The sequence below is a fragment of the Methylobacterium sp. WL119 genome (genome assembly GCF_008039875.1).
Classification (GTDB): Bacteria; Pseudomonadota; Alphaproteobacteria; order Rhizobiales; family Beijerinckiaceae; genus Methylobacterium.
On the sequence record NZ_VRUU01000011.1, the window covers coordinates 22,678 to 36,043 of the forward strand.

Sequence of the window (13,366 nt, forward strand, 5' to 3'; positions counted from 1 at the left end):
ATTAAGGCAATATATGGCATGACCACGGCGGAAAAGCCCCTGCGTCGATAGAGCGGGCTAAAACCGCAAACGGTTCACCGCCTCCGTCGTCTGCCAACTGCGAACACCGCAAGCACGCTCACCACGGCTGCGCCTACCAGCAGGGTAGAAGTTCGTGGCGCTGCGACATTCGATCCGCTGAATTCGGGGAGCCGGCGTTCCAGTCCTGTCGGCCCAAGCAGCCACGAGAGCGAGCGCCGGAGCTGCCACGCAGCGTCGCGGTTGAACCATTGCCCATGTGTGAAGATGACCCGATCCGGGTTGTAGGCGACGAGCCGCCAAGCTGCTTGCGTGACCGCTCGATGGTTCATGCGGAGGAGGAGCCGGAGGTAGAGCGGCGCCTTTCCGTCCGGTGCGACGATCCCGAGGATGCGGGCCAGGGTACGTGACCCGATCGGCAGGAGGGCGCCCTCCAGGTTGATGACGAGGTCCGTGAGGAGGAGCGTCCGGCTCGGCCGATGGAAGAGACAGACCTCCTTGAACACAGGCCCCGTGACTAGCACTTGGTCAATTTCATCCGCCCAGACGCGAGGCGGCCGGTCCGTCAGCTCCGCGTCGATCCGAACACCTGAGCGCCGAACCTGTCCCCGATCCGCAAGCCCCGGCACTGCCCAGGTGACTGCGTTCGGGCAAGCCGCCTGCCACTCGCGGAGAAACATCCAGTGGCCGACGCTCGGGGCCACAAGGTGCTGGACGCGGCCCAGCGCCTCCAAAGCACGCCGGAGGCTCGGGCGGTACGGAACCGGCGAATGGAGAAGCAGCTCACCGCCTGTAAGCCGCAGCACCGTCATGCGGATGGGTAGCGGTATGCCTCCCGCATGAACCGGAGCGGCGTCTACGATCCAGACGCCATCGGCAACCTGCTTCGGCGTATTCAATGGCGGATAGCTGATGTGGTCGGTCACGACATCGATCTCCTGCCTGCTCGCGTTCCCCATGAAGGAACGTTAGGCCAGGGCGTTCGGGTCCCGCACGCCCATGCTATGGCGCTCCCGCTTGGAAGGACGAGCGAAACTTTTCGTTCCGGAATGCACAGGCTCTAACCTGTCACTCGCACAGATTTCTCCCAGAATGGAATTCCTCTCCCGGAATCGAATTCGTGTCCGCTGCATGTCTAGGGACGCCTGCGGCGTTGGGCGAGAAGTGTCAGGTTTCGACGAGAAAACCATGCCACCTTGCAGTATTGAACGAAGCCGAAGGCGCGAAATCGGGATCGGAAGCGGAGCGAGCGAGCCCATCGCGCCGAGGCGTGACATCCGAGTGAGGCCCTGGCCGAGGTCGGATGGGGCCATGATCAATTCAACAACATATCTTTTCTCAATTTCAAACATCGAAGACGGACGAAGCGCGAAGCCGGGTTCGTAAGCGGAGCGAACGGACACGCAGCGCGAAGTCGGGACGTCCGGGCGAGGCACTGAAGTGCCGAGGTCGGATGGGCCTATGAAATCTGTTCCAAAGTTCAGCTTTTGGATCGGAAATTCGCTCCGATAGAAGCCATACTGGTGACAGGGCATTCTGTCGTTCGCGGCTTCGCCTTCGAACTCCAGATGCCTCTGTGCGTGAAGTCACTTGGGACCAACTCGCTTTGCTCGTTGACCCCAAGCAAACATCCCGCCGTTATTCGATAATAACGACATCTATTTAGTGCTCTAAGCCAATGATTATGACATCTTAAATACATCCAGTATTGCTTCATATAGACATGCACTGGACGGAGTTATTTGATAAATGAAGAACGAAAAGAAGAAGCCTTGCCTTACAGTGCTGAGTGGCCGAGCAGGCTGTGGCAAGACCCAGCACATGCTGCACGAAATTGCTACGCAGCCCGGCCGTTACGTTCTGGTTGTGCCGCGTAAAGACTTGCTGGAAGAACATGTCGCCAGCTTGAAGACGATTTCCAGCAGTAATTCGACGTCGCTGAGCGTCAAGCCCATCCATTCCGATCAATCGACACGAGGAAACATCGCGCGGCGGATCGGTGACGCCCTCCAGGATGCTGCCCAAGATGACCACGTTGCCGTCGTCATTACGCATCAAGCTTTGTTCGAGTTCGATTCAGAACTCCTCTTCGATTGGAACGTTCGAATTGACGAACTTCCAGATGGAGGTATCGTTTCCGGCAGCATCAATCTCGGCGCGACATGGCAGGCTCTCGATGCCCGTTATGTTCTTGAACCCAGCGAACGCAAAGGATGGTCTGTGGCCCGTCCCCGTGAGGGCATCGCGCCATTAACCCGCTCAGAGATCATGAATGACGTTCACCGAGATGTAGCAAGACTACATCGCGCTCTGACTGCGACTGCCAAGAAGGCGCTTATCAACATTCAGGAATGGAAGGACGCCAGCTTGAAGAATCGGGCAGTGGATTGGATGTCGATCTGGTCGCCATCAGATCTTGTTGGATGTAGCAGCTTGAGCATGACCGCAGCCAGTTACAAAGGCAGCCTCGTTGATCACGCAGTGCGCAAGGCCGGCAACATGGACGTAGAGATCCGGGAGATCGATGCCGGTAACAAACGCACCGGGGACCCACAGATCCGAATCCACTATTACACCGACCACCTCGGATCGACCAAATGGTGGGCAGAAAAAGAGGGTGTTCGTTGCCTTGTGCGGATCTCCAGGCATCTAGAAGCCACGAAATTTCCTGGGTTCTGGACCTCCAATGACGCAATCAAGCTGTGCTTTGACGAACGATTTCCGGGCGAATGGTGTTCCCCAAAGCAGGCTGGCAGTAACGGACTTCGCCACCATACAGGGTGCGCAATAATATATTCGGCAAAAGCACAGAGTGCGGACGAACCGATTTTAGAACTTCTTGGTCTGAGCCGGGAAGATATTCAGGCTTCGCGAGAGGACGAAGATGTCTATCAATTTGTGATGCGTGGGGCCATACGTAATCATGATTTTGACGGTCGGTATGACATCTACGTCTATGACCGTTCGCAGGCAAATCACCTACAAGAACGACTGTCTGAGCAGGGCTTTGCGGATGTCGAACTCATTCCCGTTGTCGATGCCGGGATCATGGATGTCACCCGCCCTAAGCCTGCGACCAGCAAACGAACCGCCGTAACGGATGCCACCTCGGACGCCGAACATAGAAAGCAGGCGCGGCTTATTGAGCGGAAGCGCGGTAGGGAGCGGCGCGAAAGCCAGCGCGCCGAGAAGATAGCCGCAGGTAACTATCGCCGCCCAGGACGGCCAAAGAAAGCGTCGGCTTCGGTGTAGGAGACTTCGCAACGTTGGGAGGCGGCTTTTTGCCTGCCATTCACACCGTTACGGCGCACGGGTTGTCGTAGCCTCCAGCGCGGCCAGCACGTCGATGCCTCGTTTGGTACCCGCCGCGAGGGGCTCCTTCCAACCCGACCTAGCCATTCAGGTTCGCTGGTGCGATGCACGGAAGCGGACGTTAAGCGGGACGGCTCTGCACGGCCGAAACTGGCCGGAAACTATCTGACTGCTCACGGAAGAGCAGCGGGCCTGGAGCCAGCGACACAGTACGCTGCTACAAAGGCCATGTGGAGAACGGCTCGCCGAAGAGCGAGCCGTTCCGTGTTCGCAAATCTCATTAGCTAATGCAGCCTCAAAGCGACTGGCTTGTCAGCTACCTGAGGCTTCGTACGCCCGGAGAGCCCTCGTAGCATAGCGAACTCTAGTTCGGAGATTGGGCGTGAGCGGCTTCTCGAATTGCATTAGGAAGATACTGGTGGCGTCTTCGAGGGTTCTGGACTTTTGTATGTTCGACAGCACTCTCTTGTAGGACGTATTGAGCTCGTGGCTGAGAAAGGCCAAGTTGCCGTCGTAGGAATCGACACTCAGACCCTTCTCATGACAGAACGAAAAAAACTGCTTCCGTCGTGGTCCGGTCCACTGACACCACCCATAACCGCCGGGCGGCCGTATCGGATGCCGCTCCTGTAAGACGGAGAACCCTCCGCACTCGGCTCCCACATTACCGACGATCCCCGCAGCCTGATCCCGGTTAAGGCCGAAATCCGCTATCAGGTCCGACATGAGATGGGACGCCAGCCGATCAAATGGTCCCACGGCATCGCCGGATGCGAACATGAGCTCACTGAAGTACGCTGGATCTGCTCGTGGGTCGCGAGCGCTTTCAAGCTCCTCGACGAGTGGTACGTCCACCTCCGAGTCTTCCGTCTCAGCTTCGCTCTCCTCTCTGAAACTCACGGCGCCCGCTTCATTTTCAATGCGGGGGGAGCCGTCGTCCATGAATGGCTCTGGAAGATCGTTGGTATCCTCATCTTCGACAAGATTTTCATCGAGTTCACCAGCATCCAATTCGGCGAGCCGCATCTCGCCGGCTTGAGCCCTGAGGAAGTATTCTGTCGCAGTCCGGCCCTTTCCACTCGCGTAGCGAGGGTGAGTTTTGCCTTGAGCTTGATTATCAACAATATTCATCAAATCATCGTTCTTATTGTCGATAACAAGATAGATGTGGTCCGCGCCTGCGACGTCGTTCTTTACACTTCGACAGACACCGACGTCACCAGCTACTTGCTTCCCAACCTTAACTCGGCTCCACTTTCGATTTATGCGGAGCCGATCAGCGAGGTTTTGTGCGCCTCTTGTGACCGGAACATCAATGCCTGCCGCTCGAAGAAATTGGCTCAGTGTCGCCGCACATGACTTCGTCGGATACTTGTATCCACTGCCTTTCATTGATTTTGCAGCGGCTGTCTGAACTTTCTTAATCTGGTCAGGATCGGAGCCAATCTTGATCAAAGCCGAAACATGTTCTGCATCGTTGTTGCGAGAATTTGCCAAAGTCGAACCCTCCCGAGTCTATCGCAGTTGAAGCTATCAAAGGTTGGCTACAATTCACAAGCGTGATGGCACACGATTGGTGGCCGGCTTTGTTTCCGAGGCCCATCTTCGCAGCGGATGTCACAGCTCAGCATTTCGCGATCGTGCCAAGAGCGCGCTACGGTCGCCAGCCGTGGAGCGCCGCAATGGCCTTACGCTGACGATTTCCTGGGGGGCCTACGGACCGTTGCTATAAACAGTCACGTCCAATCTGAAGACCGACTGCTAGGCGAACGAATTGCTGCGATTCACGCCGCGCGCGCTTTCGCGATCCTTGCTGGCGCATCTGCTTCAGAGATCCGGGGGGGCTGGACGGCCGGAATAGGCGCGAAGCCGTCGCGCGTCGCCGTCTGAGCGATAGTCCGGTTACTCGACTTTTTTCTAGAATGCAGACCGGCAGCAAACCACCCCGTTGCGGACTTCGCAGGTGGGTACCAAGCTCAGATATGGACCACGAGCTTGTCGATGCAACGTTTGCATTCCCGATAGGCGTGAACCTTATCGGCGTTCGAGGCGCAGCCCTTAACGCTCCGTCTATCAGCGCACTGAGAAGGGCGACTGGTAGGGGCGGCCGAACGGCACGCCATTGTTGACCGTCTGCACCGGCGCCAAGAAGCCCTTGCCGTCGCGGCGGTTGTTTCTGGTGTCCACCATCGAGAGGGGGCGCTCGACCCACTCCATCACCGAGACATCGCCGGGCGCGCCGACTTGAAGGGTTCCGAGCTTCAGGACGCGGTCGATGATTCCAGCCGGCTTGTGGGTCGCCATCGCGATCACCTGCTCCAGGCTGAAGCCCAGCGGCAGGAACTTGCTCATCACCACCGGAAGGAAGGGCATTCCGGGGGTGTTGCCGGAGAAGACGTGCAGGTCCGACGAGATCGTGTCAGGCGGCGCACCCTGCGCGATCGCAGCTTCCGCGACGGTGAAGTCGAACGAGCCGCCGCCATGGCCGATGTCGAACACGACGCCCCGGCGCTTGGCCTCCAGGGCTGCCGGCAGGAGCTTGCCGTCCTGGACGATGTTCGTCAACTGACCGGCGGTGTTGGGCGCTCCCGAGTAGCAATGTGTGAGGATATCGCCCGGCCGCAGCAGATCGAGGATCTGACTCATCAGCGCCGGCGTCTCGACGCCGCCGATGTGTACCATCACCTTCGCCGGCCGCCCCGACATCTCGCAGGCCTGGATGGCCCGCTTCAGCGGTTCAGCCCCATGCTTGAAGATGACGTTCTCGGACATCCGGACTTTGGCCCCGATGGCGAAGTCCGGGTTCTCGGCGATCGCCAGGGCGCAGGCCTCAACCTGGGCGTTGTCGATGTTGTACAACTCGGCCACCGGGAAGGCGGACAGGCCGTTGTTGGCGATGTGGATGAACGCGAACATCCGCGTCCGGGTTTGTGCCGCGATGTGGCGCCGGAGCGCCGCGATGTTGTTGGCGCCCGCGTCGCCCGCCGAGACGACCGTGGTGACGCCTGAGAAAGGAACTGTCTCATCCGCCGGGATGCCGATCGCCGAACCATAGGGATAGGTGTGGGCGTGGAGATCGACGAGCCCCGGCAGGACGAGCTTGCCGGAGGCGTCGATCGTCTGCTTGGCGCGCTCAGCGGGGATGTCCGGCTCAAGGGCGGCCACCACGCCGAAGCGGATGCCGACGTCACGCTTGGCCCGGAGCGACTGGCTCGGGTCAATGACCTCCCCACCCTTGATCACCAAGTCGAAGCGGTCAGGCACAGCGGCGGCCGGCCCTACGGCCGCGATGGCGCCAGCGAGGCCGAGCCAAGTACGACGCGACAAATCGTACATGGTACAACCTCCCTCAGGGCGCGGCCGCGCGCCGTTGGTCGGTGCGTCGGCGTGCATGTCCCGTTGCACGGTGCGCGTTCTCCGATGCCACCGCACCGAAGCGTAGCTCTCGAATTTGCCAAGCTGCAAGATTCCGGAGAAACCGTGAGTTGACGATAACTCAGGATTATATCGATAGCTGACGCTCCTTCACGCTCTACGCTCCGAATCGCCTTCGGCTTGAGGCCCTGGTGGCGGATCGAAACACGCCGCAGATGCGCGTCTGGCACACGGGTATCGTGCTCCTGAGCGCCAATGGTCACTGTTCGCTCGTAGGAAGCAACAGAGCAGATGAAGGTCGGCACTCCATAAACGCCGACGATGCCCGCCGCTCGCTTCGCCGCGCATACACTTACGAAAGCTGGTCTACGCTAATGAAGTGCGGCATTCTTCCATGATGCAGTACGGAAGTTTGGAACAGAGTTGGACCTTCTCGCTCTAGCAATTTTTCGCCTCTGACGAGCAATGCCGCCCTCAAAGATTCTTCGCCCGAACTCGGCCGAAAGAATACATGCAAGGGTGTCGTCGGAGTGATCCTCCTCAAGCAGTAAGGTAAGGCGCTCACGCTCGTCGTCATTCCAGCGATTGCGTGACGCGGGCTGTAGCTCCTCAACGCCTAAGTCAGAAAACTTGGCTGCCAGAGAGTAAGGCAAGTAACCAGTAAGCAAATGAGCGTTCAGTAAAGACACGGAAATGCCAAGCCCATGGGCTATGATAGATTTACACTTGTCCTGTCCGCACTTAGCTTTGGCGGTATCCAAGAATTCTCGGGCGTCCATTCCAAGATCATGAGATGGGCGTCCTGAAACCACAGGCGTCTCCGACCGATCAACGTTCGTCTGGACCGATTCTAGCTGCTCAATTCGAGCTTGAAGCAGGGCATTTTCCTGTGCAAGCCGACCACACTTCTCGTCAGCTATCGCTAAGCATTCGTCCTTTTGGGCCAGGGAAGAGCGCAAAGCTTCGACCTCGGCGGCGGTCCGCCTGTGGTCGTCTACGATCTTCGAAATGTTTCCGTTGCATGCAAGGGCTTTTTCGAATATTCCCCGCAACCCGCCTTCGACTGAGTTGATTTTCTCTCCGAAATTTCGCGAAAATGCGAGAACTTCCAGATCAGACGTGGTTGGATGAGCAAAAACGGCAAAGATCTTCTGGCACTTGTTAGCCAATCGCTCATCGAATATTATAGTAGCGGTCATCTTAATAAGCCAAATTGATTGAGGAAATGGATTTAGATCTAATGCAGCGCTAGAGACACTTCGACTATAAGTATCAGACTGCTTCGAGGCTGACGGATATACAAAGATTTACGAGGGCCGTTGTGCACGAAAACCGCGCTGCCTTCCTGATAGCAGCCTCCGATGAGTCGGTCCAGAGGGAATTCGCTTGCGAGTGTCGATGTTAATCCGAGGAGGCATCTGACGCTCAGCGACGAAGGCAGCGAAGCAAAGGTGACCCGTCGTGAAGAAGCGCGTGTCCTACAGTCTAAAGAATCTTCCAGGATTAATTGACGCTCGCGGCTTCTAAGGCAGAATTCCAAGCATCCTAATTGGAGATCGCCTTGGAAGAAAATTGCTCCGATCAGAAATTATCAGCGCGCTCATGCCGACCCTACGGTGGATGGGCATTGATGAAGGCGATTGAGCTTGACGCCCTGACGCCGTCAATTATTGCGACTTCGTTCCAGTGGGGATCATTGCGCCGTCAAGTCATGTTCCTGATCATCAGTCAGATGAGCACGACGCTCGATCCTTCAGAATTTCTATCGCGTTGTGGCGGCAGCGATGCCGAACCCATCATCGATCCCATCGCTCGCCTCGGCTCAGCGCTCCTCACACAACGGCCGCAGCATCTTTTGCGAGCGCTTCTGGGCACCGTCCCCGATGGCCTGATCGGCACCCTTCGCCGGCTCGGTCCCGAGCCAGCCGAGAACCCGCTTTTCTACACAACTCTCCTGCGCGTCTTCAATTCGCCCCAACCGGCTGATCGACTTCGGGTGCGCCTGCTCGGCCAATCCACAGGCCCTTTGCGGCCGGGCCAGATTGAAGGGTTGGCCGTTCTAGATTCCGCGATGCTGCACCTCAGTGTGCTCGCCAGGACCAAAAGCGTGACCGAGGCCCAAACCCTCAACAACGCCGTCGCGTACGTTCGGGTGCGATGCAGCACGGCAACCGATAACGCGTTGCGTCAGTCACTCGATCGCATCTCGGAACAGCGCAAGATCTCGCACTGGTTCCGCCGCTGGGCGGAGCGATTCGACCGCCTGCCAGTCTACGCCTCACCGTTCGTGGCCGATCCCACACTTCGCGTGCTCGACAGCGGTCCTGCCCTGCTCGATGCCGGCCGCCGCTATGGCAATTGTCTCGCGAGTAAGATCGGGGAGGTCGTCACCGGCCGGTACCTATTCATCGAGCATCAACCTGATCCTAGTCTGCCCGGTGCGATCGCAGAACTGCGCTACACGTCTAAGGGCTACGTCCTTGATGGCCTCTACATGAAAAGTAACGCGTCTCTTCCTCACGACCGTGCCGCTACTGTTCGTGCGCACTTGGCCAAATGCGGCGTTGCAATCCGCTGCCACGTCCCCGGCGACGAGGAACAGCTAAAGGCAACGGCCAAGCTTCTTGGCGTCTACGATTGGCGTGGTCATGGCGGCGACATGCCGTGGGGGCTCGACCTTGAGGAGGAGCTGGAGGGGTGACGATGTCGTCGCTTCAGTTGCGAGGGCGCCCATGGCCACGCTTCGTACTTGGCTTTCCAGGGCGCGTCATCGCCCTCGGTCTCTCCTTCGCGCTGTTGATCCATGCCCCAACGATCTACGCGCTCGTTTCGCTTTCGGCGATCGGCTGGGGCCTTTCGGCTTTCCTCGTCCTGAGTGAGGAATTCGAAGCCGCGAACATCGCACGATGCCGTGCCGAACGCGATGTGTGCGAAGCCGTTGCAGAGCTGCGTTTAGCTCAAGGCCGAATCAGCAGCCTTACGGCTGAACTGATTGATGCCCGTGCATTGCGGTGCTCGGTCCAGAACGACGACGATTCGCTGTTCCGGAAGGTCGGCCTGCATCCGCAATGTCCGGCGTTCGTCATTGCTGCCGCTCGACGGGCCTACCGGCTAAATCTTCATCCAGATCGACATCCTGACAATTTGAAGCAACATGCTCACGCTCGCTTTGTCGCCGCTGAGCAGATTTTTGAAGAGATAACATCTAGTAGGTAGCGGCGCTTATGCGGTAAGCATGCTTTGATATAGGCATGATACTCCTTAATTACATCTATGGATTGATGAAGAAGCTCGGAGGTGATGCTAGATTTGCTTGATAACAAGCAATGGCAAAAACCGAATGGCTAATTTAAAAGGACGCGTGGGAACCTCGATGAATGGGACAGTCATTCGTCCGAAACGGACTGATCCCAAACCACCGAAGCGAATTCGAAAGAAAAGCTATCTCACTACGGAAGCTGAAGAACCGTATGTGCCGGGACAGCGCTTGATACGCCGTAGGTAAACTCTTTCGGTTTGAGGATCATGCGGCCCGGCGCGAGCTTCCGCTTGATAGTGGGGTGCGCGAAAGTTCGAGCATCTGAACAGATCCTAGTCAGTCTGTGATCCAATTCACCCTGACTCTGCTGCTCTGCGAAGCCGACCCAGCTCTCTTCGGCAGCGGTTTGCCGTTGTACTCCCGCGCACCGTGTTGGAGCTACAGTGCACCCCCTTGCCTCGACCTCGAACGGGACAGCCCGGACAGAAAGATCATCTGCACCTTGCGCAGCTTCGGGCGGGCCGTGGAGGGCTTTGACAAGTTGGCCGAGGCGTTGACCGCCTACGTGTCGCGGGCGGCCGAGAAGATGCGTCGGCAGGGCTTGGCGACCCCGGCCGTGATCGTGATGCTCAACACCAACCGACACCGGCCGGAGGACGCGCAGTAGTACGCGACCAGACACGTCAAGCTGACGATCGCCACGGCCGACGCCAGCCGCTTGATCCGCGCGGCCCTTTGGGCCTGCGCGGGATCTACAAACCGGGGTTCCAGGACAAGAAGTGCGTTTCCTCCTGCTCGACATAGCTCCGGCCGAGGCCGTGCAATGCTCGCTGTTCCTGCGGCCGGACGATCCGCGCCGGGTCAAACTAATGGGTGCGGTGGACCACCTCAACCACCGCTACGGCCGTGACCGAGTGCGCTATGCTAGTACCGGCATCGAGCGCGGCTGGAAGCTGCGGGTGGAGTTCCTATCGCCCCGGTTCACCACCCGATGGAGCGAACTTTTAAGCGTTTAACCACTCAACTGAAGCTGTCATGCCCCATTACGATTTCAAGCAACTCTCACCTTTCGATTTTGAGCTTCTTATTGCCAGTCTCCTAAGTGCAGAATGGGGCGTTAAGCTCGAAGCATTTAAGAGTGGCCGGGACGGCGGAATAGATCTCCGCTACAGCAACCCGAATGGGGTGCGCAGTGAAATTATTCAGTGCAAGCACTACGCAAGCTCTGGATATAGCAAGCTTTACAGTGCGCTTGAAGCTGAGCTTCCAAAGGTCAAAAAGCTCAATCCAACGCGTTATGGTGTAGCAACGTCAGTCGGTCTTACGGCTGCGAACAAAGACGCGATCAAAAAGCTTTTTGATCCATACATCCTCACGACTGGCGATATATACGGACAAACTGACATAAACCTAATGCTGGAACGGCATCCAGAAGTTGAAAAGGCAAACTTCAAGCTGTGGTTCACGAGCACAGCTATTCTAGAACGCGTTTTACATAATGCCGTGCACTGCCAAACCGACTTTCAGATTGACAAGATCATCGCGAAATTTCCACTGTACGTTCAGAACGACCCCTATCCCGCAGCGATGAAGATTTTACAGGACAATAACGTTGTCGTGATTTCTGGGGTGCCGGGGATAGGTAAAACAACTCTTGCGGAAATGTTGATTTATCGATACTTAGAACTCGATTATCGCCCGGTGGCCATCACCACTAGCCTCGCAGAAGGCCGTAAGCTCTTCAACAAGTCCATTCCGCAGATATTTTACTTCGACGATTTCTTAGGTCGAACCTTCCTGCGCGAAAATCAGGGATTCGCATTGCGGAATGAGGATGCCGCGCTGGTCGATTTTATTGAAATGATCCAGAAGTCTCCAAATTCAAAACTGGTGATGACCACCCGCGAGCATATTTTTACAAATGCCCTTATGGGGTCTGAAAAGCTCCGGCACAGCCCTATCGTTGAGCACAAATGCATTCTTACACTCGGGCATTACAACAATTTTGCGCGCGCTCAAATTCTCTACAACCATATTTATTTTAGCGAATTGCCGAATGAATACAAAAATACTCTTCTTGAAAATGCATTCTATAAGCAAATACTCAAGCACCGGAACTTCAACCCGCGCCTGATTGAATGGCTGTCAAGCTATCGGCGAGTTAAGAAAACACCGCCCAGCGAGTACCAGGCTTTTGTGGTAGCGATATTAGAGAACCCGCAGGAAATCTGGCGCGATGCATTCTTCAATCAAATATCGAGCGCAGCACGAAGCCTCTTGTTGTTCTTATATAATATTGGCGGCTCAAGTAGATTGGCTCAATGCGAGCTTGGGTGGCTTGCTCTCTATGCACATCAAAGCAAAAAGTACAATTTTGCGATGTCGGAGGAAGGATATAATGCCGCTCTTAGAGAGATTGAAGGCTCGTTTATATCAATAGAGAGATCGGCCGTTAATTTTATAAATCCATCCGTCACGGATTTCTTAACGTCCCTACTGTTAGATAACAAAGGATATATCGATGATATGTTAGCCTCGGCCATATACTTCGCGCAAATTATATACCTTTGGAGTGTTAGAAATGGGGAAGTTGGCGTGTTCCGCAGTGCCATGCAGCAAAACATGGCTTCGTTTACAGCTGCGATCAACCGAACGGTAAGTCGCCCTGCTTACGAGATATTTGAAACTAATAAAATTAGAGCATTGAGGATCAACGATATTTCTCCAGAAAAACGATTGCATGGCCTCGTCGGCATTGCTCACATCACGCAATCTAAGGAGATTTGGGACACAGCAAAAATTTCAATGGATGAACTGGAGAGATATTGGAACGATGGTTATATCGAATTTGAGGACAGCATCACTCTCATTGAGCGATTGGAGAAGATCACCACGGGGATTGTTGCGACCAGTCCATCCATGCACGATCGGGTAAGAAGTGACTTTTTCGATCATGTTCATGCGTGCAACGCTTACATCGATTTCGCACTTATTGATGAATACGCCGAAAGGGCGGTGCCGGAGCTGACTGATAATGAGAATAAGGCTGTTGGTGATAGCTTTCTCGATTACGCAAAGAGTGGTGTCGAGGATGATATGCACGGCCTTACAAATGATGGCGGTGGTCTAAATTCCCTGGCCATTTTCATGGATAAAATGGCAACGATCTATGGCGGTCATATTGCCCAAAAGGCCGCAATGGTCAGGGAACATCTAGCGGGTTACGAAGAACAGCAAGAGCAAGGCGCAGACCATTATTATGATGAGTGGAGAGAGAGCCGGGCCGACGATCGTGCCGACGAACGTGCGATTGATGATTTATTTCAAACGTTGAAATAGTCGCTTCCCGTAAGTTTAAGTCCAGCCCTCTCCCCTTCCCGCAGGAAGTCCGTGCGCCGAGTC

At 56.0% G+C, this 13,366-nt stretch carries 10 protein-coding genes; 6 read left to right on the forward strand and 4 right to left on the reverse strand.

Features of this window, described 5'->3' with window-relative positions; genetic code table 11:
- Positions 1-74 precede the first annotated feature (74 nt).
- A complete protein-coding gene (locus FV227_RS07140; RefSeq protein ID WP_246686398.1) occupies positions 75-944 on the reverse strand; it encodes a DUF4336 domain-containing protein in 870 nt (289 codons plus the stop codon).
- Positions 945-1,767: 823 nt separating this feature from the next.
- Between FV227_RS07140 and FV227_RS07145 the strand changes: the two genes are divergently transcribed.
- Entirely contained in the window at positions 1,768-3,270 is a 1,503-nt protein-coding gene (locus FV227_RS07145) for a hypothetical protein (RefSeq protein ID WP_147858652.1), read from the forward strand.
- Between the two features lie 372 nt (positions 3,271-3,642).
- On the opposite strand, the gene FV227_RS07150 is transcribed toward FV227_RS07145, so the two are convergent.
- The 3 genes from FV227_RS07150 to FV227_RS07160 all read right to left on the reverse strand — a co-directional run bounded on the left by FV227_RS07150 (position 3,643) and on the right by FV227_RS07160 (position 7,874).
- The gene (locus tag FV227_RS07150; RefSeq protein WP_147858653.1) at positions 3,643-4,785 is read right to left on the reverse strand and encodes a phage tail tip lysozyme; all 1,143 of its coding nucleotides are present in this window, start codon (positions 4,783-4,785) and stop codon (positions 3,643-3,645) included.
- Between the two features lie 618 nt (positions 4,786-5,403).
- Positions 5,404-6,666, reverse strand: coding sequence for an amidohydrolase/deacetylase family metallohydrolase (locus FV227_RS07155; RefSeq protein ID WP_147858654.1), 1,263 nt, complete (start codon positions 6,664-6,666; stop codon positions 5,404-5,406).
- A gap of 410 nt (positions 6,667-7,076) precedes the next feature.
- Entirely contained in the window at positions 7,077-7,874 is a 798-nt protein-coding gene (locus tag FV227_RS07160; RefSeq protein ID WP_147858655.1) for a hypothetical protein, read from the reverse strand.
- Positions 7,875-8,335: 461 nt separating this feature from the next.
- Between FV227_RS07160 and FV227_RS07165 the strand changes: the two genes are divergently transcribed.
- From FV227_RS07165 to FV227_RS07185, 5 genes are all read left to right on the forward strand, one after another.
- Positions 8,336-9,406, forward strand: a complete 1,071-nt coding sequence (locus tag FV227_RS07165) for a hypothetical protein (RefSeq protein WP_147858656.1) — start codon at positions 8,336-8,338, stop codon at positions 9,404-9,406.
- A 2-nt stretch (positions 9,407-9,408) separates the two neighbouring features.
- Complete coding sequence (locus FV227_RS07170; protein WP_147858657.1) at positions 9,409-9,921, forward strand: J domain-containing protein; 513 nt, start codon at positions 9,409-9,411, stop codon at positions 9,919-9,921.
- A gap of 386 nt (positions 9,922-10,307) precedes the next feature.
- Positions 10,308-10,631, forward strand: coding sequence for a hypothetical protein (locus FV227_RS07175; RefSeq protein WP_147858658.1), 324 nt, complete (start codon positions 10,308-10,310; stop codon positions 10,629-10,631).
- 112 nt (positions 10,632-10,743) lie between these two features.
- On the forward strand, positions 10,744-10,980 hold the full coding sequence (locus FV227_RS07180) for a DUF4113 domain-containing protein (RefSeq protein WP_147858659.1): 237 nt from the start codon (positions 10,744-10,746) through the stop codon (positions 10,978-10,980).
- A 19-nt stretch (positions 10,981-10,999) separates the two neighbouring features.
- On the forward strand, positions 11,000-13,303 hold the full coding sequence (locus tag FV227_RS07185; protein ID WP_147858660.1) for a restriction endonuclease: 2,304 nt from the start codon (positions 11,000-11,002) through the stop codon (positions 13,301-13,303).
- Positions 13,304-13,366: the final 63 nt, after the last annotated feature.